The organism is Streptomyces sp. NPDC002935 (assembly GCF_040611295.1).
GTDB lineage: Bacteria > Actinomycetota > Actinomycetes > Streptomycetales > Streptomycetaceae > Streptomyces.
Genome location: NZ_JBEXNW010000016.1, coordinates 20,612 through 43,470 on the forward strand (window position 1 = coordinate 20,612; position 22,859 = coordinate 43,470).

At 70.2% G+C, this 22,859-nt stretch carries 17 protein-coding genes; 6 read left to right on the forward strand and 11 right to left on the reverse strand.

Annotated elements, in window-relative coordinates:
* Positions 1 to 142: 142 nt before the first annotated feature.
* Together frc and oxc are read right to left on the reverse strand one after the other, a co-directional pair.
* Positions 143 to 1,399 carry a formyl-CoA transferase gene (gene frc / locus ABZX90_RS22300; protein ID WP_351119077.1) on the reverse strand — a complete coding sequence of 419 codons (1,257 nt, stop codon included), beginning with the start codon at positions 1,397 to 1,399 and terminating at the stop codon, positions 143 to 145.
* A 65-nt stretch (positions 1,400 to 1,464) separates the two neighbouring features.
* Positions 1,465 to 3,216, reverse strand: a complete 1,752-nt coding sequence (gene oxc / locus ABZX90_RS22305; RefSeq protein ID WP_355207269.1) for an oxalyl-CoA decarboxylase — start codon at positions 3,214 to 3,216, stop codon at positions 1,465 to 1,467.
* A gap of 296 nt (positions 3,217 to 3,512) precedes the next feature.
* Between oxc and ABZX90_RS22310 the strand changes: the two genes are divergently transcribed.
* The gene (locus tag ABZX90_RS22310; protein ID WP_355207271.1) at positions 3,513 to 5,102 is read left to right on the forward strand and encodes a FadD7 family fatty acid--CoA ligase; all 1,590 of its coding nucleotides are present in this window, start codon (positions 3,513 to 3,515) and stop codon (positions 5,100 to 5,102) included.
* 27 nt (positions 5,103 to 5,129) lie between these two features.
* Here the strand turns inward: ABZX90_RS22310 and ABZX90_RS22315 are convergent, their stop codons facing one another.
* The 5 genes from ABZX90_RS22315 to ABZX90_RS22335 form a co-directional block, all read right to left on the reverse strand.
* Positions 5,130 to 6,062, reverse strand: coding sequence for a LysR family transcriptional regulator (locus ABZX90_RS22315; protein WP_351119073.1), 933 nt, complete (start codon positions 6,060 to 6,062; stop codon positions 5,130 to 5,132).
* A 122-nt stretch (positions 6,063 to 6,184) separates the two neighbouring features.
* Positions 6,185 to 6,397, reverse strand: a complete 213-nt coding sequence (locus tag ABZX90_RS22320; protein WP_351119071.1) for a formate dehydrogenase subunit delta — start codon at positions 6,395 to 6,397, stop codon at positions 6,185 to 6,187.
* A gap of 1 nt (position 6,398) precedes the next feature.
* Positions 6,399 to 9,245 carry a formate dehydrogenase subunit alpha gene (gene fdhF / locus ABZX90_RS22325; RefSeq protein WP_355207275.1) on the reverse strand — a complete coding sequence of 949 codons (2,847 nt, stop codon included), beginning with the start codon at positions 9,243 to 9,245 and terminating at the stop codon, positions 6,399 to 6,401.
* A complete protein-coding gene (locus ABZX90_RS22330) occupies positions 9,242 to 10,855 on the reverse strand; it encodes an NADH-quinone oxidoreductase subunit NuoF (RefSeq protein WP_355207277.1) in 1,614 nt (537 codons plus the stop codon). The genes fdhF and ABZX90_RS22330 overlap by 4 nt, the downstream gene beginning before the upstream one ends.
* A complete protein-coding gene (locus ABZX90_RS22335) occupies positions 10,852 to 11,331 on the reverse strand; it encodes an NAD(P)H-dependent oxidoreductase subunit E (protein WP_355207279.1) in 480 nt (159 codons plus the stop codon). Before ABZX90_RS22335 ends, ABZX90_RS22330 begins: the two co-directional genes overlap by 4 nt.
* A 365-nt stretch (positions 11,332 to 11,696) precedes the next feature.
* On the opposite strand from ABZX90_RS22335, the gene ABZX90_RS22340 reads away from it, so the two are divergent.
* The gene (locus ABZX90_RS22340; protein WP_351119066.1) at positions 11,697 to 12,386 is read left to right on the forward strand and encodes a GntR family transcriptional regulator; all 690 of its coding nucleotides are present in this window, start codon (positions 11,697 to 11,699) and stop codon (positions 12,384 to 12,386) included.
* A 66-nt stretch (positions 12,387 to 12,452) separates the two neighbouring features.
* On the opposite strand, the gene ABZX90_RS22345 is transcribed toward ABZX90_RS22340, so the two are convergent.
* A complete protein-coding gene (locus ABZX90_RS22345) occupies positions 12,453 to 13,304 on the reverse strand; it encodes an acyl-CoA dehydrogenase family protein (protein WP_355207282.1) in 852 nt (283 codons plus the stop codon).
* Positions 13,305 to 13,585: 281 nt separating this feature from the next.
* Between ABZX90_RS22345 and ABZX90_RS22350 the strand changes: the two genes are divergently transcribed.
* A complete protein-coding gene (locus ABZX90_RS22350; protein WP_355207285.1) occupies positions 13,586 to 14,278 on the forward strand; it encodes a GntR family transcriptional regulator in 693 nt (230 codons plus the stop codon).
* Between the two features lie 78 nt (positions 14,279 to 14,356).
* Here ABZX90_RS22350 and ABZX90_RS22355 read toward each other — a convergent pair whose 3' ends face one another.
* The 3 genes from ABZX90_RS22355 to ABZX90_RS22365 all read right to left on the reverse strand — a co-directional run bounded on the left by ABZX90_RS22355 (position 14,357) and on the right by ABZX90_RS22365 (position 17,895).
* Positions 14,357 to 14,908 (reverse strand): carbonic anhydrase, encoded by a 552-nt coding sequence (locus ABZX90_RS22355; RefSeq protein ID WP_351119063.1) that lies wholly within the window; start codon positions 14,906 to 14,908, stop codon positions 14,357 to 14,359.
* Between the two features lie 345 nt (positions 14,909 to 15,253).
* A complete protein-coding gene (locus ABZX90_RS22360) occupies positions 15,254 to 16,720 on the reverse strand; it encodes a HupE/UreJ family protein (RefSeq protein WP_355207288.1) in 1,467 nt (488 codons plus the stop codon).
* Entirely contained in the window at positions 16,717 to 17,895 is a 1,179-nt protein-coding gene (locus ABZX90_RS22365; RefSeq protein WP_355207291.1) for a DUF3500 domain-containing protein, read from the reverse strand. Before ABZX90_RS22365 ends, ABZX90_RS22360 begins: the two co-directional genes overlap by 4 nt.
* 511 nt (positions 17,896 to 18,406) lie before the next feature.
* Between ABZX90_RS22365 and ABZX90_RS22370 the strand changes: the two genes are divergently transcribed.
* From ABZX90_RS22370 to ABZX90_RS22380, 3 genes are all read left to right on the forward strand, one after another.
* Positions 18,407 to 20,506, forward strand: coding sequence for an AAA family ATPase (locus tag ABZX90_RS22370; RefSeq protein ID WP_355207293.1), 2,100 nt, complete (start codon positions 18,407 to 18,409; stop codon positions 20,504 to 20,506).
* Positions 20,499 to 21,749: a PE-PGRS family protein gene (locus tag ABZX90_RS22375; RefSeq protein WP_351119059.1), complete on the forward strand. Its 1,251-nt coding sequence runs from the start codon at positions 20,499 to 20,501 to the stop codon at positions 21,747 to 21,749. Before ABZX90_RS22370 ends, ABZX90_RS22375 begins: the two co-directional genes overlap by 8 nt.
* A gap of 208 nt (positions 21,750 to 21,957) precedes the next feature.
* On the forward strand, positions 21,958 to 22,839 hold the full coding sequence (locus ABZX90_RS22380) for an ABC transporter substrate-binding protein (RefSeq protein WP_351119058.1): 882 nt from the start codon (positions 21,958 to 21,960) through the stop codon (positions 22,837 to 22,839).
* Positions 22,840 to 22,859: the final 20 nt, after the last annotated feature.

Sequence of the window (22,859 nt, forward strand, 5' to 3'; positions counted from 1 at the left end):
CCCGTGAAGCGAGGGGTGCCCGGCGCCCCCTCGCCGACCGAGGGCCGCTCCTACGCCCGAGTGCCTCCCCGCACTCAAGTGCCCCGCGAACGGACGCCGTTCGCGGGGCACTCGGGTGTGGCGAGGCGGTCGGCCGCCGGGGTCAGGCGACGACCTTCCCCTCGTGCAGCCTGCGGATGGCGTCCGCGTCGTAGCCGAGGTCCGCGAGCACCTCGTCGGTGTGCTCGCCGAGCAGCGGTGCGCCGGTGATCTCGGGCTTGAACCCGGAGAACTTGATCGGGCTGCCCACCGTCAGATAGGTGCCGCGCTCCTTCTGCTCGACCTCGACGATCGTGCCGCTCTTGCGCATGTCGGGGTCCTCGGCGAGCTCCTTCATGCTGAGCACCGGCGCGCACGGCACCTCGAAGGTGCGCAGGATGTCGACCGCCTCGTACTTGGTCTTGTCCGCGAGCCACTTCTCGATCTCGCCGAAGATGTCCATGATGTGCGGCTGACGCGCCAGGGCGGTGTCGTACTCCGGGTCCTCGGCCCACTCCGGACGGCCGATGGCCTCGCAGGTGCGGACCCAGTTCTGTTCCTGGACGGTGAAGTAGATGTAGGCGTTGGGGTCGGTCTCCCAGCCCTTGCACTTCAGGACCCAGCCGGGCTGTCCGCCGCCGCCGGCGTTGCCCCCGCGCGGCACCGCGTCGCCGAACTCGCCGTTCGGGTACTGCGGGTACTCCTCCAGGTACCCGACGCGCTCCAGGCGCTGCTGGTCGCGCAGCTTGACCCGGGTCAGGTTGAGCACGGCGTCCTGCATGGACACCGAGACCTTCTGGCCGAGCCCGGTCGCGTTGCGCTGGATGATCGCCGTGAGCAGGCCGATCATCAGGTGCATGCCGCTGTTGCTGTCGCCGAGCGCGGAGCCGCTGATGGTGGGCGGTCCGTCCCAGAACCCGGTGGTGGACGCGGCGCCGCCGGCGGCCTGGGCGACGTTCTCGTAGACCTTGAGGTCGTTCCACGGGGAGTCGTCGTTGAAGCCCTTGACGGAGCCGAAGATCAGTCGCGGGTTGAGCGCGTGGATGTGGTCCCAGCCGAGGCCCATGCGGTCCATGGCGCCCGGCGCGAAGTTCTCCACCAGGAGGTCGGCCTCGCGGATCAGCTTCTCCATGACCTCCTTGCCCTCGGGGGACTTGGTGTTGATGGCCAGGGAGCGCTTGTTGCTGTTCAGCATGGTGAAGTAGAGGGCGTCGAGGTCGGGGATGTCACGAAGTTGACGGCGCGTCACATCGCCTCCGGCGACACGCTCGACCTTGATGACGTCGGCGCCGAACCAGGCGAGCATCTGCGTGCACGCGGGACCGGCCTGGACGCCGGTGAAGTCGATCACCTTGATTCCGGCGAGCGGCTTTTCACTCATGGTGGATTCCTTCTCGTGAATGATCTCGGTGCTGAAGTCGGCCGTGCGGGAGGGGAGTTCGGAGTTCACTTCCGGGCCGGCGTGATGTTTCCGCCGGTGATGCCCTTCGGGTTCAGGTGCGCGATGTGGCCGCTCTCGGTCCCGGCGGAGGGGTCGATCACGCAGTCGATGAGCGAGGGACCGCCGGAGGCCAGCGCCTCGGTGAGGGCGGCGGTGACCTCGGCGGGCGTGGTCGCGCGGTAGCCCTTGCCGCCGAACGCCTCGATCATCCGGTCGTGGCGGGCCGCCGGCATCAGGGTGGTCGGCGAGGGGGCGTCGTCGAGGGGATTGACGTCGTCGCCGCGGTAGACACCGCCGTTGTTCATGACGACCGTGACGACGGGGAGCTTGTAGCGGCAGATCGTCTCCAGCTCCATGCCGCTGAACCCGAAGGCGCTGTCGCCCTCGACGGCCACGACCGGGGAGCCGCTCTCGACGGCGGCGGCGATCGCGTAGCCCATGCCGATGCCCATGACACCCCATGTGCCGCTGTCGAGGCGGTGCCGGGGCACGTGCATGTCGATGACGTTGCGCGCGATGTCCAGCGCGTTCGCGCCCTCGTTGACGATGTACGTCTCCGGGCGCTCGTGCACGACGTCACGTACGGCCTTCAGCGCGCCCATGAACTGCATGGGGTGCGGATCCGCCTTGAGTCGCTCCGCCATCTTCGCGACGTTCTGTGCCGACCGCGCGGCCAGTTCCTCGCGCCAGGCGGCGGGCGCCGCGATCCGGCCGGGCTTGGCGCGCTCGGCGATCGCGTCGAGCACCGACTCGATGTCTCCGACGAGCGGGGCCGCGATGGGCTGGTTGCTGTCCATCTCCCTGGCCTCGATGTCCACCTGGACGAACCGGGCGTCGGGGTTCCACTGCGGTGCCTCGCCGTGGTTCAGCAGCCAGTTGAGGCGGGCGCCGACGAGCATCACGACGTCGGCCTTCTTCAGGGCCAGCGAACGGGCGGTGGCCGCCGACTGCGGGTGGTCGTCGGGCAGCAGGCCCTTGGCCATCGACATCGGGATGTAGGGGATTCCGGTGGACTCGACGAACTCGCGGATGCGGTCGTCGGCCTGCGCGTACGCGGCTCCCTTGCCGAGTACCACCAACGGCCTTTCGGCGCCCGCGAGCAGCTCGATGGCGCGGTCGACGGCGTCGGGCCCCGGCAGCTGGCGCGGGGCGGGGTCGACGAGGCGGCTCAGGGTCTTCGCGCCCGCCTCCGCGTCCATGATGGAGCCGAGCACCGCGGCGGGGATGTCGAGGTACACGCCGCCGGGGCGCCCGGAGACCGCGGTGCGCAGCGCGCGGGCGATGCCCCGGCCGATGTCCTCCACGCGGCTCACCCGGTAGGCGGCCTTGCAGAACGGCTGCGCGGCGGCGAGCTGGTCCATCTCCTCGTAGTCGCCCTGCTTGAGGTCGACCAGGTGCCGTTCGCTGGAGCCGGAGATCTGGACCATGGGGAAGCAGTTGGTGGTGGCGTTCGCCAGCGCCACCAGACCGTTCAGGAAGCCCGGCGCGGACACGGTCAGGCAGATGCCGGGCTTCTTCGTGAGGTAGCCGGCCGCCGCCGCGGCATGTCCCGCGTTGCTCTCGTGCCGGAAGCCGATGTAGCGGATGCCCCGCGCCTGCGCGAGGCGGGCCAGGTCGGTGATCGGGATGCCGACGACGCCGTAGATGGTGTCGACGTCGTTCATCCTCAGCGCGTCGACGACCAGGTGGTACCCGTCGGTGAGCTCGGTCGGCACGTCGGCGTTCGCCGCGGTCTCCAGTGTCGAGGGGGCGGTCATGGTCCGAGGTCCTCCTTGGGCAGGTCCTGCCGGTGCGGCTGCTCCTCCCACCTTCCGCAGCCCGCTCGCCCGCGTCCAAGACCCATCGGCGACCAGCCGATAAACAGCGTCTATCGAACGGCAGGTCCAGGCCTCACAACTCCCTTGATAGACAGCTGCTATCAGCCGTTCGCCAGTACGTATTGGACGTGCACCGAGTGCCGCCGCAGGCTCGCAGGGGACCGCTTCGCCGAAGCGGTGGCCCGCCGCGTCGGGCGTACGACGCTTCATCGGACCTGGTGTGAGGGGGTGCGGTCATGGCCGCTGCGGCCGCGGCTCGGGTGCGCGACGCCGACGGATACCGGCCTCCGTCGGTCACGGGACTCGCCGATCTCCTGGACCGGCAGGTCCGCGAACGCCCGTACGCCCGGGCCCTGATCGTCACCGGGGACCGTGTGCACCTCTCGTACCGGGCCCTCGCCGCGCTGGCGGACGACCTGGCCGCGCGCCTTTGCGCCACCGGACTGCGCCGCGGAGATCCGATCGGTCTGATCGGTGCCAACACCGCTGAATTCGTCGTCGCGTTGCTGGGGGCGGCGCGGGCCGGGCTGGTCGTCGTGCCGCTGGACCCCGCCCTGCCGGAACCCGAACTGTCCGCCCGGCTCGACGCGCTCGGCGCACCGGCGGTCCTGGTCGGTCCGGCCCCGGCCGACGCCCCGCGGGTCGCACCGTCGCGTGTTCCCACCTGGCCCCTGCGCGTGGACGCCTCGTGGGCCGGGACGGCGGCGGTCGTCCTCGACACCGGCGCGTCGGTTCGTCAAGTGCGGGGTGTCGGACGGGAATTGACGTCGAACGACGCCCTGGTCCTGCACACCGCCGGGACCTCAGCCCGGGCCAGAATGGTCCCGTTGACCCACGCCAACGTCGCCGCGTCCGTACGGGCCATCTGCACCACGTACGCGCTGGGGCCCGGCGACGCCACGGTGGCGGTGATGCCGTTCTTCCACGGTCACGGACTGTTCGCGGCGCTGCTGGCGTCCCTGGCCGGCGGGGGATGTGTCCTGCTGCCCGCGCGCGGGCGGTTCTCCGCGCGGACGTTCTGGGACGACCTGCGGGCCGCGGACGCCACCTGGTTCACCGCGGTCCCGACCGTCCACGAGATCCTGCTCGACCGGGCGGAGTTCGAGCACCCGGGACCGCGGGTGCCGCCGCTGCGTTTCGTGCGCAGTTGCAGCGCCCCGCTGAACCCGGCCACGCAACGGGCCCTGGAGCGCACGTTCGGCGCGCCGCTGCTCTCGGCGTACGGCATGACCGAGTCCACGCACCAGGCGACCAGTGAGCCGCTGCCGCAGTACGGCGTCCTCAGGCAGGGGTCGGTCGGCAGGCCGACCGGGGTGGAGGTGCGGGTGGTCGACCGGAACGGGCGGCCGTGCCCGCACGGTGTCCAGGGCGAGGTGTGGGTGCGCGGTCCCACGGTCGCCCGCGGCTACCTCGGCGAACCGGCGCGGACAGCACGACGGTTCACGGCCGGCTGGCTGCGCACTGGCGACCTCGGGTTCCTGGACATCGACGGCTGTCTCTCCCTCACGGGACGGATCGACAACATCATCGACCGTGGCGGCGAGAAGATCTCCCCCGAACATGTAGAGGACGTCCTCGCCGGATGTCCCGGGGTCGCCGAGGCGGCCGTGTTCGCCGTCCCCGACCCCGTGTACGGGCAACGCGTCGGCGCCGCCGTCGCGATCCGCGAGGGGGAGACCGTCGGTCCGGACGAGATCCTGCGGTACTGCCGCGACCGGCTGGCGGCCTTCGAGGTGCCCGAGCGGCTGGAGCTGGTCGCCGCGCTGCCGCACACCGCCAAGGGCGGCCTCGACCGGCTCGCGGTCGAGGCCCGGTACGTTCGCTGATGGCCGCCTCCCGTGCCGTCCGCCGTGTCAGCGCACGCGGTGCTCGCTCGGCAGGGGCTGCCCGAAGAAGTCGTCCAGCGCCAGGCCCGTCGCCGCGTTCACGAAGGCCCGGGCGGCGACCGACCCGGGGGTCGCCGCGTGGATCGCCACCGAGACCTGGGCGCCCGCCTCCGGGTCCACCAGCGGCAGCGCGCGCGTCCGGCCGACCACCGGCATCGCGCGCAGCCAGGTGTGCGGAACGATGCTCGCCCACTCACCGCCGCCGACATGTGCGTAGAGCGAGGCGATCGAGTCGGTCTCCACCTGGGGGGTCACCACGAAGCCCTTGTCCGCGAAGACCCCGTCGACGATCTGCCGGATCCGCATGTCGGGGGTCAGCAGCGCGAGCGGCAGCTGGGCCGCGTCGGCCCACGTCATCGTGGCGGTCTGGGACATCAGCTGGTCGTCCGAGACCAGCAGCATGTACCTCTCCTGGTACAGGGGCACCACTTGAAGGCCCTCCTGGTCGCCCGGATCGAAGTGGGCGATGGCCACATCCAGCTCGAAGTCACGCAGCTGGCGGTGGAGTTCCTTCGTCGACAGGCGGGAGCGGACCTGCACCTTGGCCAGCGGGTGCGCCGCGCAGAACGCGGCCACGGGCATCGCCAGGGTCGTCGAGGCCGTGGGGTCCGTCCCGAGGCGGAGTGTCCCGGTGATGCCCGACTGCACCGCGGCCACCTCGGCCTTGAACGCGTCCTGCTCGGCGAGGATCCGCTTGGCCCAGACGACGAGTCGTTCGCCTTCGGGGGTGAGTCCCTGGTAGTTGTGTCCGCGGTTGATGAGCGTGACGTTCAGCTCCCGCTCCAGTTTGGCGATCGCCGCCGAGAGCGCGGGCTGCGAGACGTAGCAGGATTCCGCGGCCCGCGCGAAGTGCCGCTCCCTGGCCACCGCCACGAAGTATTCGAGCTGCCGGAACAGCATGAACGACTCCTCTCTCGCTCGCGCCGCGCACCGGCACCGCGGACGGACCGACCGGCGGCCCCGTGATCACCCAGAGCCTACCGAGCCGGCCGTGTCCCGCCTCCTGCCGTGCGCGGCCGCGTTCAGCGCAGGAGCCGTACCGCCGCGATCACCAGGGGATGCAGCCCGTCGGCTCCGGCGTCGGCGTACGCGAGGAGCCGGGAGCGCATGCGGGGGTCCCAGAACCGGCCGATGTGGCCCGCGATCGCCTCGGCGGCCAGGTCCCCCGGCAGATGGCCGAGGTTCACGGCGATGTCGTTCGCCATCCGGCGTTCCGGTGGAACGGTCGCGGTCATCTCAGTCCACCGCCGTGAGTACGTCGTCCACGGCCTGTTCCGGCTGTTCGTCCCGGGCGTGCTCCGGCCGCTCGTCGCCGTGTCCGAGCGGATGGGCGAGACCGACCTGTACGGCGGTCACCTTGTACTCGGGGCAGTTGGTCGCCCAGTCGGAGTTCTCGGTGGTCACCACGTTGGCGCCGGTCACGGGATGGTGGAACGTGGTGTAGACGACGCCGGCCGGCATGCGGTCGGAGATCTCCGCCCGCAGTGTCGTCCGCCCGACCCGGCTGGCCAGCGTCACGAGCGCGCCGTCGGTGATGCCGCGCACCTCGGCGTCGTGCGGGTGCAGCTCCAGGATGTCCTCGGGATGCCAGGCGACATTGTCGGTACGCCGGGTCTGCGCGCCGACGTTGTACTGGCTGAGGATGCGCCCGGTGGTGAGCACCAGCGGGAAGCGCCGGGTGCTGCGCTCGTTGGTCGGCACATAGGCGGTGACGACGAACCGCCCCTTGCCGCGCACGAATTCGTCCACGTGCATCACCGGTGTCCCCTCGGGGGCCGAGGCGTTGCACGGCCACTGCACGCTGCCCAGCTTGTCGAGCACGTCGAAGGAGACGCCGGTGAAGGTCGGGGTGACCGAGGCGATCTCCTCCATGATCCGGCTCGGGCTGTCGTACGCCATCGGGTAGCCCATGGCGGTGGCGATCTCGCACACGATCTGCCACTCGTGCTTGCCCGTCTTCGGCTTCATCACGGAGCGCACCCGGTTGATCCTGCGCTCGGCGTTGGTGAAGGTGCCGTCCTTCTCCAGGAAGGACGCTCCGGGCAGGAAGACATGGGCGAACTTGGCCGTCTCGTTGAGGAACAGGTCCTGGACGACGACGAGTTCCATCGCTTCGAGCGCGGCGGTGACGTGCTGGAGGTTGGGGTCGGACTGGGCGATGTCCTCGCCGTGCACGAACAGGCCGCGGAAGGTGCCGTCGATGGCGGCGTCGAACATGTTGGGGATGCGCAGTCCCGGCTCGGCGAGGAGGGTGCCGCCCCACAGGTTCTCGAACACCTCGCGCACGGCGTCGTCGGATACATGGCGGTAGCCGGGCAGTTCGTGCGGGAAGGAGCCCATGTCGCAGGAGCCCTGGACGTTGTTCTGCCCGCGCAGCGGGTTGACCCCGACGCCGTCGCGGCCGATGTTGCCGCACGCCATGGCTAGGTTGGCCATTCCCATGACCATGGTCGAGCCCTGGCTGTGCTCGGTGACGCCGAGGCCGTAGTAGATGGCCCCGTTCGGCGCCTTCGCGTACAGCCGGGCGGCGGCCCGCAGTTGAGCGGCGGGTACCCCGCTGATCCCTTCGGTGGCCTCGGGGCTGTTCTCGGGCAGGGCGACGAACTCCGCCCATTCGTCGAACCCTTCGCACCTGCGGTCCACGAAGGACCGGTCGACCAGGCCCTCGGTGACGACCACGTGCGCCATGGCGTTGACGACGGCGACGTTGGTGCTGGGCCTGAGCTGGAGGTGGTGCGCGGCCTCGATGTGCGGGGAGCGCACCAGATCGATACGGCGCGGGTCGACGACGATCAACTCTGCGCCCTCACGCAGGCGTCGCTTCATCCGGGAGGCGAACACCGGGTGACCGTCGGTGGGGTTGGCCCCGATCACCATGATGACGTCGGCCTCCGCCACGGAACGGAAGTCCTGGGTGCCGGCCGACTCGCCGAAGGTCTGCTTGAGTCCGTATCCCGTCGGGGAGTGGCAGACGCGGGCGCAGGTGTCCACGTTGTTGTTCCCGAACGCGGCACGCACCATCTTCTGGACGACGTACACCTCTTCGTTGGTGCAGCGCGACGAGGAGATGGCGCCGATCGAACTCGGTCCGTACCGGCTCTGGATGAGCCGCATCCGCCGGGCGACCGTGCCGATCGCCTCGTCCCACTCGACCTCGCGCCAGGGATCGGTGATCCTGTCGCGGACCATGGGCCTGAGCACCCGGTCGGGGTGGGTGGCGTAGCCGAAGGCGAAGCGGCCCTTCACGCACGAGTGGCCCTCGTTGGCGCCGCCGTCCTTGTACGGCACCATCCTGACGAGTTCGTCGCCGCGCAGTTCGGCCTTGAAGGAGCAGCCGACGCCGCAGTAGGCGCAGGTGGTGACCACCGACCGGGTCGGCATGCCGAGTTCGACGACCGACTTCTCCTGGAGCGTGGAGGTCGGGCAGGCCTGGACGCAGGCCCCGCAGGAGACGCACTCGGAGTCCATGAACGTCTCCGCCGCGCCGGGCGAGACCTTGGAGTCGAAGCCGCGCCCCTCGATGGTCAGCGCGAACGTGCCCTGTACCTCGCCGCAGGCGCGCACGCAGCGGGAGCAGGCGATGCACTTGGAGGGGTCGAAGTCGAAGTACGGGTTGGACGCGTCCTTCTCGGCGTCGAGGTGGTTCTCGCCCTCGTAGCCGTACCGCACCTGCCGCAGGCCCACCACGCCCGCCATGTCCTGCAGTTCGCAGTCGCCATTGGCCGGGCAGGTCAGGCAGTCGAGCGGGTGGTCGGAGATGTACAGCTCCATGACGCCCTGGCGGAGCTTCTCCACCTTCGGCGTCTGGGTGCTCACCGTCATCCCGTCGGCGCACGGTGTGGTGCAGGACGCCGGGGTGCCCCGCCTGCCGTCGATCTCCACGACGCACAGGCGGCAGGAGCCGAACGGCTCCAGGCTGTCGGTGGCGCACAGTTTGGGTATGTCGATGCCGGCCTGCGCGGCGGCGCGCATCACGGACGTCCCCTCGGGGACGGTCACGGCCAGCCCGTCCACCTCGACCGACACCGTGGCCTCGCCGGGGCGTTCCGGGGTTCCGAAGTCGGGTTCCTTGAGCAGTGTCATGCCGTGCCCTCCGTCCTCGCGCCGCTCGTCTGCCTGGGTGGGGCCTTCCGGCCCGGTTCGCGGGCGAGGAAGTCGTCGGGAAAGTGGGTGAGGGCGCTGCGTACGGGCATCGGTGTCAGCCCGCCCATGGCGCACAGCGAACCGTCGGTCATCAAGTCGCACAGATCTTCCAGCAGCGCCAGGTTCTCGTCCCGGTGCCGACCGGCCACGATCTTGTCGATCACCTCGACGCCGCGCACCGAACCGACCCTGCACGGCGTGCACTTGCCGCAGGACTCCTCGGCGCAGAACTCCATCGCGAAGCGTGCCTGGGCGGCCATGTCGACGGTGTCGTCGAAGACGACGACGCCGCCGTGGCCGACCATCGCGCCGGCCGCCGCGAAGGCCTCGTAGTCCATCGGCAGATCGAACATCGACGTCGGCAGATAGGCGCCGAGCGGTCCGCCGACCTGCACCGTGCGCACCGGGCGCCCGGAGAACGTGCCACCGCCGTAGTCCTCGACCAGTTCGCGCAGCGTGACGCCGAACGCGGTCTCGACGATGCCGCCGTGGGCGATGTTGCCGCCGAGCTGGAAGACCTGGGTGCCGCGCGAGCGGTCGACGCCGAGTTCCTGGTATGCCTGCGCGCCGGACGCGAGCACGACGGGCACCGTCGCGAGGGTGAGGACGTTGTTCACCACGGTCGGTCTGCCGAACAGGCCCTCGATCGCGGGGATCGGGGGCTTGGCGCGTACCGTGCCTCGTTTGCCCTCCAGGCTCTCCAGCATGGAGGTCTCCTCGCCGCAGATGTACGCGCCGGCGCCGACGCGGACGTGCAGGTCGAAGTCGAGCGCGGAGCCGAGGATGCCTTTGCCGAGCCAGCCCTGTTCGCGGGCGATGCCGATCGCGGCCCGCATGGTGGCCACCGCGTCCGGGTACTCGGAGCGGATGTAGAGGTAGCCCTCGTTCGCGCCGACCGCGTGGGCGGCGATCGTCATGCCCTCGATGAGCATGAAGGGGTCGCCCTCCATGACCATCCGGTCGGCGAAGGTTCCGCTGTCGCCCTCGTCCGCGTTGCAGCAGACGAACTTCAGCTCGTCCGCGCAGTCGAGCACGGTCTTCCATTTGATGCCGGCGGGGAATCCCGCGCCGCCCCGGCCGCGCAGTCCGGACGCGGTGACCTCGGCGACCACGTCGGCGGGCGGGCGCTCCAGCGCGGCGCGCAGCCCCGCGAGGCCGCCGTGCGCCAGGTAGTCGTCCGTGGACAGCGGGTCGGTGACCCCGACCCGGGCGAAGGTGACCCGGTTCTGGCGGGCCAGCCAAGGGAGTTCGTCCACCACGCCGAGTCGCAGGGGATGGTCGGCGCCGTCGAGCATGCCCGCGGCGAGGAGGTCCTCGACGTCGGACGGGGCGACGGGGCCGTATCCGACGCGGCCGTGCGGGGTCACCACCTCGACGAGGGGTTCCAGCCAGAGCATGCCGCGTGATCCGTTGCGTACGACGTCGAGGGCGAAGTCACCACGGGCCGCCGCCTGTTGCAGGGCGTCCGCGATGTCGTCCGCGCCGACGGACCGGGCCGCCGAGTCGCGGGGGACGTAGACCGTCGCCACGGGGTGCGCGGTGTTGTTCATGATGAGACCGTCCCGTCGAGGATCGAGCCCAGCCGGGCCGGGCCGACCCGTCCGTACAGCCGGCCGTTCACCTCGACCGCGGGGCCGAGGGCGCAGTTGCCGAGGCAGAAGACCTGCTCGACGGTCACGGCACCGTCCGCGGTCGTCTCCCCCAGTGTCAGCCCGGCCTCGCGGGCGTAGGTCACCAGGCCGTCCGCGCCCAGGGCCTGGCATGCCTCGGCCCGGCAGATGCGCACGGTGGTGCGCCCGGCGGGCTCGCGGCGGAAGTCGTGGTAGAAGGTCACCACTCCGTGGACGTCCGCCCGGGAGAGGTTGAACTCGTCGGCGAGCACCGGAATCGCCTCCTGTGGAACATGGCCCAACTCGGCCTGTACGGCGTGCAGTACGGGCAGCAGCGCGCCGCGCTGATCCCGATGGCCGGCCGCCACCCTCCGGACCACGCTCTCGACCGTCACGTCACTCGCGCTGGTCGTCATGATCGCTCCGCCTTCCGTCACGCGGGTCCCCGGCGATGCTCGCTGGAGACTGAGACAATACCCCATACAGGCTTCTGTATACAGAACTCAATCCGACTCGATCCTGGTCGCGGAGACGGGAATTGGCCGTGCGGGAGGGCGGAGGATCGAGCGAGCGTGTACGACCGCGCCCGCCTGCGACCTGCCCGAGGACGGGCGGCGGACGGCTCGGGCAGCACCCCGGCCGACCTGGGACCACCCACGGAGCAGCCCACCATCTTGCATACCAAAACCTGTATGCTGACGCAGCCGTCGGCGACCCTCTCGGCGGCCACCACTTGGCAGAGCCGTCGGCCCCGCGGGCCCGGTGGCAGAACGGGGCTCCCATGCGTGAGGCACTCACGGCCGCCGCGTCCCGGCGCGTCACCCGCCCGGCGCCACTGCGGCAGGCCGTGTACGACGCCCTGACCGAGCTGATCGTCAGCGGCTCCCTCAAGCCCGGCCAGCACCTCGTCGAGGCAGAGCTCGCCGAACACCTCGGCGTCAGCCGCCAGCCCGTACGCGAAGCACTTCAACGACTCCAGACCGACGGCTGGGTCGACCTGCGCCCGGCCCAGGGCGCGTTCGTGCACTCCCCCACCGAGGAGGAGGCCGCCCAACTCCTGGGTGTTCGCGCGGTCCTTGAGACGTACTCGGCCCAGCTCGCCGCCCAGCACGCGAAGCCCGAGGACGTGGAACGGCTCTGGGAGTTGCACCAGGAAGGCGTCGACGCCCTCGCCGCGAGCGATGTCGAGCGGCTGGTCGCGGCCAACACCGCCCTGCACGCCTTCATCACCTCCATCGCCGACAACGCCGTACTGGCCGAACTGATCGCGGGTGTCAGCCAGAAGGTGCGCTGGTACTACACGCCGATCGCCCGGCCGCGCGGCAAGGAAGCCTGGAACGAGCACGCGCAGCTCATCAGGGCCATCGCCAAGGGCGACGCCGACCGCGCCGGCGAGGTCATGCGCAAGCACACCGAACGCACCACCGGCTTCTACGGCAAGCAGCTCGCCGGCGGGGCGAACCAGGACTGACCCGACGGGCCCTCGCACAGAAGTCATCGCACTGTCCGCCGGGTCACGCCGTCCGCCGGGCCGGCGTCACGTCGACGCGAGAGAGTCGGCCGGACGGGGCACGGCGCCGAGGCCGAAACCCTCGGCACCGGGTCGGACGGCGTCGGCGCCGGGCTCCTTCTCACCGGAGTCCTTGGCACCGGACCTGAGGGCGTCGGCGCCGATGGCGGCCCTCAGCTCCAGCAGCCACGGCCGCACAGTCCGCAGCAGGATGTCGAGCCCTCCGCCGTCCCGTCCGAGCATCGCGTCGGCGGGAAGCAGCACCGGATCGGCGCACACCGTGGAGGTCGCACTGCCACTGGGCCCTCCCCCGCCGGGCCTGGCCGGGACGAACAGGTCCGGAGCCTGCGCCGGAACCACCCACAGCGTCAGGCCGTCCGGCCCGGCGAGCGGCCGGGAGGACCAGAGATAGCTGTCGGCCTCGCCCGCCGCGACCACCTGCCGCTTACGACCCCGCAGGGCGACGACATCGGCGAAGCGCGTGGCGGCCGAAGAGGGCATCCCGTACGAGACCTCCACCCCTTGGTCGCCGGGTCCCCCCTCGGAAAGGGCGAGGCCGGCGAGGTGCCGTCCGGCGGCGACCTCGCCGCGCACCCAGGATCCGCCGCAGGATTCGACACCGGCGACCGCCGCGAAGTGGGACGCGAGCACGGCAGCGGTCGCCGGGCAGACGCGCGATGTCCGCGCCACCACTTCGGCGGCCTCCGGCAGCCCGAGCCCGCCACCGCCGAACTCCGGGGAGACGGTGAGCCCGAGCAGTCCGGCACGGCCGAGCGCCGTCACGGCCGCGCGCGGGAACCTGCCTTCCAGGGCGGTCACTTCGGCGGCGGGCGCGACGACTTCGACCAGGACGGCGGAGAGCGAACTGCGGTACGACACTGGGCGACCCCCTCCTCGGGAACGACCTCCTACGGAAATTGCATACAGTATGTTGTCTGCTCTCGCGATGCGCCAGAGGGCCGCCGGGGCGAATTCCACGGAACACACGGAACACACGGGGGTCGGGTCCGGGACGGGTCGGGTGCGGACCGACGGCCCGGCGGATCCCGGGACTTCGCCACGAGGGACACCCAGACTCACGGGGTTATTGCATACTGAAGTCCGTATTCCGAGGCCTCGGTGCGCAGGGGCGTCGGCAGTCCGACGACGGGAAGGGTTCCATGCCCGACACGCCCACCGTGGCGGCCCACGGCCCGATCGCCAGGCCCGCCCCACTGCGTCAGGCCGTCTACGACGCCCTGACCGAGCTGATCATCAACGGTTCCCTCAGGCCCGGCCAGCACCTCGTCGAGGCGGATCTCGCCGAGCGGCTCGGCGTCAGCCGCCAGCCCGTACGCGAAGCACTTCAGCGGCTCCACACCACCGGCTGGGTCGACCTGCGCCCCGCCCAGGGTGCCTTCGTCCACTCCCCCACACCGGAGGAGTGCGCCCAACTCCTCAGTGTCCGCGCGGTCCTTGAGACCCATTCCGCCCACGGCGCCGCCCTGCACGCCACCGCCCACGATGTCGCCCGCCTCTGGGAGTTGCAGGGGGCGGGGCTCTCGGCCCTCGCGGCCGGCGATGCCCGGGCGATCGTCGAGGCCAACGCCGCGCTCCACGGGCACATCACCCAGCTGTCCCGGAACACCGTCCTCGCCGAACTCATCCCTCAGGTCGACCGGCGGGTGCGCTGGTACTACATGCCCATCGCCAAGCCCCGCGGCACGGACGCGTGGAGCGAGCACGCGCGGATCATCGAGGCCATCGCCGACCGCGACGCCGAGCTCGCGGAGGAGCTCATGCGGCGGCACACGAGCAACACAACCGACTTCTACTGCAAGCAGATCGCCGCGATGGCTGCCCAACAGCATTGATCTGCCGGTGAGATGAGGCCGGACGAGATGAGGCCCTCTTGTCACGGACGCCCGCCGACGACAAGAGGGCGGGGCGGCTCAGGCTCGCGGGTCGATCTCCCTCAGCAACCCCGTCGTGACGTCGAAGACGAAGCCGCGGACATCGTCGGTGTGCGGCAGGAACGGTGACGTACGCACCCGCTGCATCGACTGCCGTACGTCCTGGTCGACGTCCTGGAAGGCCTCCACCGCCCAGGCCGGCCGCTGCCCGACCTCCATCTCCAGCTCGTACCGGAACTCCTCGGTGAGGCTCTGCAGTCCGCAGCCGGTGTGGTGGATCAGTATGACGCTGCGGGTGCCGAGTGCGCGCTGGCTGATCGTCAGGGAGCGGATGGTGTCGTCGGTGACGACCCCGCCGGCGTTCCGGACGGTGTGGCAGTCGCCCAGTTCGAGACCGAGCGCGGCATGAAGGTCGATCCGGGCGTCCATACAGGCCACGACGGCGACGCGCTGGACGGGACGGGCCCCCATACCGGGGTCCACGAACCCGGCGGCATACGCGCGGTTGGCTCTCACGAGCCGGTCGATGACCGTCCCGCGGTCAGGAAGACGGTTGACGGACTGGGCGAGACGGGGTGCTGGAGTCGCCATGCTGGGCTACCTCACTCCGGTCGGTATCGAAAGGACCACTCATCACGTCGCGAACACAGGCTCGCGCACACACGGTCGCGGCCACGGCAGGAACGCCGTGGACACGACCGCACCGGTGAGCATTCCCACGCGGCGACTCCCCAGGCACCCACCGCGGAGCGGGGGCCCGAGGTCGGGGGCCAGCGCGAAGACGCGCCCGCCCGCATCGCCACTCTGCATACAGTATGGGATGGTCGTATTCTCAAACCCGCACCGCGCCTTGTCCAGGGCACAGCACCGACGACCCGCACCGTCCCCCTCCCGCCGCGAGATGGTCCAAGGCCTGGCCCCGGATCGCGCAAAGACCTACCCACCACCGGATCTTGAGTCGGCCGACACATGTCCGGCGTGCTCGCGCGGACCGGGTGAGGGCGCCGGTCCCGGAGCGGCCGCAGCCTCCGGGGGGGCTCCCGGCCGGAGCCGGGCAGCACCGCCCGGTTCACCCCGCGCGCGCCGACGGGCGGACAGCGCCCAGCCGACGGCGACGACCGCGGCCAGCGCGAGGGTGGCCGGCATCAGCGTGGTGTTCGATCCGACGCTGTCGGCCGTCCGGGCGACCGGGTTGGGCACGCCGAGCCGGTCGACCAGCCAGCCGACGGCGGCCGTGCCGGTGAGCAGCGCGCCGCCCACCCGCAGCGCGGGCTGTACCCGCAGCCGCGCGATCACCAGCAGTACGGGCAGGGCAAGGCAGACCAGCAACAGCTGGACCAGTTCGATGCCCAGGTTGAAGCCCAGGAGGCTGAACACGAGCTGTCCGGTGGACAGTTGCATCTCGGCGAGCACGAGGGAGAACGCCATGCCGTGGCCGAGGCCGAAGACGCCCGCCACCAGCGCTTCCCGGCCCGGGAACAGCGGGCGGATCGCGTGCACGGCGCCGACGAGGATGCTGGCCGCGATGAACACCTCGACCGGCCGGCCGGGGATCTCCAGGCGACCGAGGGCGGTGGCGGCCAGGGCGACGGAGTGGCCGACGGTGAAGGCGATCGTGATGCGGCCGATGCGCCCGAGCGCGGCGCGGGCGCCGACGAGGCCGTGCCAGCGCCGACCGGTGGCCAGCAGCGGTGCGGGCAGCAGCAGGATGAGCAGGAACAGCAGGTGGTCGGTGCCGGTGAGGATGTGGTCACCGCCGAGTTCGGTCATGGCGAGGAGGCCGCGCCAGGCGCTGCCGTCGCCGAGGTCGACGGTCAGGGGCGGGACCTTCATGTGCCGGATGTCGAGACCGACGGTGCCGACCTGGGTGGCACTCCCGCCGCCGACCCGACCGGCGGCCCAGTCCTGTCGTACCGTCACCAGCGTTGTATGGGTGACGACCTGATGGACGATCACGTCATAGTGCAGGGTGAAGTGCCGCACGTCCCCGCCGGGCGGCGGAGTGAGCACGGCCTTCACGACCAGCTCGCGGTAGGGGCCGGTGGACGTCTGCTCGGTGCGGCTGAGGCCGAGCGAGCCTATGCCGACCTGCCACGCCTCGCCCTGGAGGGTGGTCGGGCGGATGTGCTTGCCGAGGTAGGCACGGACGGCCTTGGCCTTGGCGGGCAGGGCCGACGGTTCGATGCTGGTCAGATCGATCCCGCTGGCCGTGGCCAAGTCGCCGACCGGCAGTTCCAGCCGCGCGGTGACCGATGCCTTGTGCACGTCGAGCTGGACCACCGAGTGCGGCATCGGGTGCGCGGCGGCCGGCGGCGCCCCGAGCAGGAGCGCCGCCGGTACCGCGATCGCGATCCCGGCCACCAGGCGTAGAGCTGTGGTCAGCCAGTTCCGCGGTCGGGTCATGAGAAGGTGAACTCGCTTCCGTAGTCGCGGGTGTGGTCCCGGTACACGGTGTGATAGTGGATCTGGTCCCGGAAGACGACGCCGCCCTGACAGACGAACTCGATCCACACGCCGGGGCCGTCGATGCGCACGTAGTCGCCCTGGCTGTCGAGGCCGGTGCCGCCGGAGTAGCCGACATAGGTCTGGTTCAGCTCATGCTCGTACGTCTTCATGAGCTGCTTGGCGGTGGCGTCGTCCACGTTGGCGACCCAGGGGTGGATCGCCTTCAGGACCAGTTGCTTCTGCTTGGGTGTGAGCGAGCTGACCGGGATGCCTTCCTTGGTCTCCGGGAACTGGCCGTCCTTGCCCGGTCCGAGGAGCACGTCGCTGAACGACGCGGCCAGCTTGGCCTTGGCCAACTGCTCCGTGTTCAGGCTGCCGGTGAGCGCGACAAGACCGTTTCGCTGGTTCGCCATCGGCGTGTAGGTGGTGCCGTCGTCCGCGGTCCACGTGGTCGGCTCGACCCCGATGAAGAACGGGCTGGCGCCCGCCGGCTTGCCGTCCCGGTAGGTGAGGTTCACGGCGAGGTGGTGGCCGCCGAAGTGCAACTGCCAGGTGCCGTCCGCCGAGGGGGTGCCCAGGAACGCCATGAAGTAGTCACCGCTGCCGTAGCCGAACGCGCCACCGCCGGGGCCGCCGGGACCGCCGGACGGCGGGGTGCCGGTCGGCGCGTCGGTGGCCGACGTGCTCGGATCCGCGGAGGCGGACGGGTCCGTCGAGGGCGTGCTGGACTCGCTGCTCGTAGGCGCCGGAGCGGACGCGGAGCTGGAGTTCTGGGCCGCGTCGAGCACGTCGTCGGCCTTGAGGATCTGCGTGATCTGGTCGTACCCGGTGCCCTTGCCGGTCCCCGTGGACACCTTCAACACGTTCATGGCGGCGGCCAGTTGAGTGTCGGTCAAGGAACCGAGCCGGATGCCGGGCCGGCAGGACGAACCGCACGGCAGATTCGACCACGCCGTCGCGTTCGCCTCGGTGAGGTCCAGCAGCACCTCCGACTGCTGGTCGGCGTCCAGTGTGTTCAGGAACGCGTTGGCGGCGCTGACCACGGCCTTCGCGCCGGTCGCATGCTTGTCGACCGGGCGCTTGGCACCCGCAGCCGATTTACCCGCCTGCACGTCCGTCGAGGCATTTGCCACAGCAAAACCACCGCCGAGCAGCATTATTGCCGCGACGGCGCCGCCTATACCTTGCCAAGTCCGTCGTGTGCGCACTTGACGGGTTCTTTCTCTACTCACGAACCACTCCTTTGAATCTGGAATGACGTTCCGGCCATACGGGCAGCACCCGTCGGCCGGTTTCGAGATCACTGCGTCCGCACAGATATCGGACAATTCTCCATATCTGCAGGCCGCTCGTCAGCGGTTGCAGGCAGGACCGATGCGCACGACAGGCATCCAGCCACCTCCGTGCGATTGTTGACAACATTATCAACGTTCTTATCGGAATTTCAATGCACCGTCAGATGGACCAGACATTCTTGGGCCACACACAGAACGGCGTGAATTCGTGGAATTTGCTTATGGATTTGACAGGTTTCTCTTATTGCTTAAATAGAGTTGCCTGCTATTGCGGACGATCGGGGGCGTCTCGGGCTGATCACGGAGTCCGCAGGGAGCGTTGCCACCGGGCTCGGGCATCATGGCCTGCATGACGGACGGGGTGGATGTACGCACGGCTGCGGGCGAGTTCGACCGTGGCGCCGTGGCAGAAGTCGAGTCGGCCGCCGAGGACGAGCGCGAGCAGGTACTGTCGCGGTTCCCGCTGGAGCAGTGGGCAGAACTGCCCCTGGAACGCTATGCCCTCGGGCAGGCCACGCCGCCCGGATCGGGGTCGACGTACTGCCGGCTCATGGAGTTCGGCACTCCACGCCTGGGCAGCATCAAGGGCGGCAGCGCCGCGAAGCACATCATGTATCACCACGTCTCCGGCGAGTGGCGGCTGGCCGCTCCCCTGCGTGGCATGGAACCGCAGGACGCCTGGGCGGAACTGCGCGGTCAGTTCGTCCAGGCCTTCGACGCCGCCGCGGCAGAGGATTTCGAGGCCATCGACGACCTCGAGGTGCTGCGGTTCGGGCCGACCCTGGTGACGAAGTCGCTTGCCACCTACTTCCCCCAGCACTTCCTGCCCATCTACGCGGGAGAGCATCTTCGCCGGTTCGTCACCTTGCTGGGTGGCTCGGCGCAGGGTGACGCGCCGGCCTGGCGCAACAACCGCCGCCTGCTGGAACTCGTCAGGTCCCGCGCGGAGTTCGAGGGCTGGTCCGGGCGGGAGGTGATGCACCTGCTGTACGCGCGCTTCGACCCTCGCCCGCGGCAGCGCACCATCTGGAAGATCGCCCCCGGTGAGCGCGGCCGTCTGTGGGACGAGTGCCGCGAGGATGGAGTCATTCGCGTCGGATGGGAGGAGGTCGGAGACCTCGGCCTGTACCAGAGCGACACGGATCTGAAGCAGGCTCTGGACGCGCACTGGCCCCGCAAGAGCGGGGGCAGCCTGGCACTCGCCCGTCGGCTGCTGGCCTTCCGTGACTTGGAGGAAGGCGACCGGATCGTGGCGAACCGAGGAATGGACGAAGTCCTGGCGACCGGTACGGTCAGCGGGAGTTACCGCTTCGCACCGGACCGCCCCGAGTACCAGCACGCCGTCCCGGTGGACTGGGACGTGTCCCACGCACAGAAACTGGCGGAACCCAGACAGTGGCGGTCCACCTTCGCCAAGGTGGACCCGGCCTTCTTCGCCAGACTCACCGCTCATCAGCCCGGGCCCGACGCGCACACGAACCACGCTCCGCAGACCACGCCGGTTGCTCTGCCGGAGGACGTGCAGGACGTACTGGACGCGCTGAAGCGCAAGGGGCAGGTGATCCTGCACGGGCCGCCCGGAACCGGCAAGACCCGGCTCGCACTCGGTGCCGCTCTCGCCCTGGCCGACCGCGCGGCCCTGCTCGGCGCCGGTCCAGGCCAACGTGCCGAGGCGCACGCCGAGATGCTGAGCGGTGACCGGATCCGCATGGTCACCTTCCACCCCTCGTACGGCTATGAGGACTTCGTCGAGGGCTTCAAGCCAGATCTGAGTGCCACAGGCCCCGGGCTCACCCTCGCTCTCACGGACGGCCTGTTCCACACCCTGTGCGGCCGGGCGGCCGCACACCCCGACGAGACCTTCCTGCTGGTCGTCGACGAGATCAACCGTGGTGACCTGCCACGGATCTTCGGTGAGCTGATCACCCTCCTCGAACTCGACAAGCGGAACCTGCCGGTCGCCCTGCCCGTCAGCAAGCGGCGCTTCTCCGTGCCGCCGAATGTCCGGATCATCGGCACGATGAACACGGCGGACCGCAGCATCAGCCACCTGGACGCCGCGGTCCGCCGCCGCTTCGCCTTCCTGCACGTGGGCCCCGACTCCGACGCCGTCTCGGGAACGGTCGGTCCGCTGGACCTGGCCGCGTTCTTCGACGCCCTCAACACCCGCATCACCCACCATCTTGACGCCGACCACCAGATCGGACACGCGTACCTGATGCGCGACGGTGAGCCGATCGCCGCGGAGGAGGATCTGGCCGCGGCCTTCCACCACGAGGTGATCCCGCTCCTGGAGGACTACTGCCTCGGCCGGGCCGATCTGCTGCACCGCATCCTCGGCGACCTGGTCGACGCGGACACCGGACGCCCGGTCACCATGTCCCCGCAGGACCTCGCGGACGCCCTGGCGACCGAGTTCACCAGCGGCACACCGGGGCCCGATGCCTGACCGCACCGAGGTCCGGATCGGCGAATACGAGTCCGTCAGGCTGAGCTCCGGGCTCCTCACTCCCCGGGACGTGGACCGCCTGCACACCCTCCAGGCACGCGGCTGCCTCTCCCTGACCCCGGACCGCACCGGATGGCGGCTCAAGGCCGACGCGACGGTCGGGATTCTGGCCCTGGACCGTATTCACCTGACCATCGAGCCCAAGTTCGCCATCCCGGGCCGACAGCTCATGAACTGGCTCTCCTACGCCCTCGGCACGCCGGTCCCGGCGACGGCCCGACGCTGGACCACCGGCCCGGACGGCTACGCCGACCTGGTGGCCGCCGCTCTTCTCGCGGAGTGCGAGCAACTGCTGCGGGAGGGACTGCGCAGGGACTACGTACGACGGCAACGAGTCGAGCCGGTTCTCCGGGGACGCCTGGACGTCGTAGCCCAGGTCACCCGCCGCTACGCGGAACTGGACCAGCTCCACGTCCGCACGTTCGACCGCGAGGCGGATATCTGGGACAACCGCGTCCTGGGCACCGCACTGAAGGCCGCTGTCCCCTTGGCCCTCCGTCCCGACCTGGCCCGCGAGCTGCACGGAATCGCCGATGCCTTTCCGCACGCCTCCACCCCGGCCGCCGCGCTCCGCGCGCTGGACCGCACCCACTACACGCGCCTGAACGCCCGCTACCGCGCCGCCCACACCTGGGCCCGCCTGCTCCTGCGCGGTGGTGGTGTGACCGACCTGCTCACCGACCACGGCACCAGCGCGGACGGCCTCCTGCTCGCCATGCCGGCGCTGTGGGAGGCCGTCGTCCGCCGTCTCGTCACCGAGGCGGCCACCCCGCACGGCGGGCGCGCCGTCCCCAGTGGCGGCGGGGCCGGGATCACCGTCCGCGGAGACCTCGGCAGCACCTCCACCTTCCGGCCGGACCTCCTGCTCAGCCTGCCCCTCTGCGACTCGGCCCACCATGTGCTGCTGCCCGTCGATGCCAAGTACAAGCGCTACGACCGACACGGCGTGAGCGCCGCGGACGTGCACCAACTCCTGACCTACGGCGCCGGTTACGACCCTGGGAACGCCCCGACAGCGGTGATCGTCCATCCCCGGACCGGCGGGCACGGACATCGCGCTCTGACCGTCGAGGGCCCCCGAGGCGGACTCGGCACGATTCACGTCCTCGGCATCGACACCCACGCGCTCCCTGAGAAGGCGGCCCCGTGGATCTGGTCGACCCTGCGCCGAACTCCCCCGTGAGTCGGCCCGCAGCCTGTTCCGGGGTCCGGCACGACCGGGACACGCCGCGGCCGGGAAATGGCTCGCGCTGCCGGACCGCCACTGCGACACCGCCGGAAGACGGGTGACCCGACCCCCGCCCCGGCGTCCTCCCACGTGGCTCCGGCAGTCGTATGGTTCGGGGTGATTTATGGTGACTCAAGGAGTAGCCCCTACCGGAGGTGCAATGATGCGCGCCACGGCAGCGATCGTCTCTCTGGCTGTCGGCGTGGCGCTCATCGTCGCGACATCGGCTTGCGACCAGGGTGGGTCGGAGTCGTCGAACGCCCAATACGGCGACTGCCCGATCTCGGGACATCACGGGGAGTTCCACCTGTCGCCCAAGACGGCGGACGCCCTCACGGTCAAAACGACCCTGCCGGCGCCCGGCTGGTGGAACGGCGGCACCACACCGGACTCCATCAAGAACGGCTACGAGTACTGCATGGCCGCCAACATCGCCTACCGGTCCGGACTCGACCGGGTGAAGGTGGAGAACGCCCCCTTCCCGGAGGTCGTGTCCGGCCGCACCAAGGACTTCGACCTGGCCCTGGCGCAGATCACGATCACCCCGGAACGGAGCAAGGTCGCCGACTTCTCCCCGCCCTACCTCTCCTCGACCCTGGGAGTGCTGATCAGGGACGGTGAGAAGATCAACGAATCCAACGTCCGAGACGTCCGCATCGGAGTGGCCGAGGGCACCACGGGCGAGGAGTTCGTCAAGAAGCGCCTCAAGCCGACCAAGCCCGTCACCGCCTTCCCCAACGACCCGGACATGGTCACGGCGCTGGAGGAGGGACGGATCGACGCGGTCGTCCACGACACGACGATTCTGCTGGCGTATCCCCAGAAGCGGGAGGGCAGGGTGCGCCTCGTGGGCCAGTACAGGACCGACCAGGGTTACGGCGCCCTGTACCCGAAGGGGTCACCGAACAAGGACGAGCTGGACCGGATCATCAGGCAGCTGATCGACGACGGAACGCTCACCAAACTGTCGGCCGTCTATCTCGGGGCCGCTTTCGGCCAGGACCCGGCCAAGATCCCGTACTTCACGGTCGACGACGGCTCCTGAACGCTCCGGGCGTGCGCACC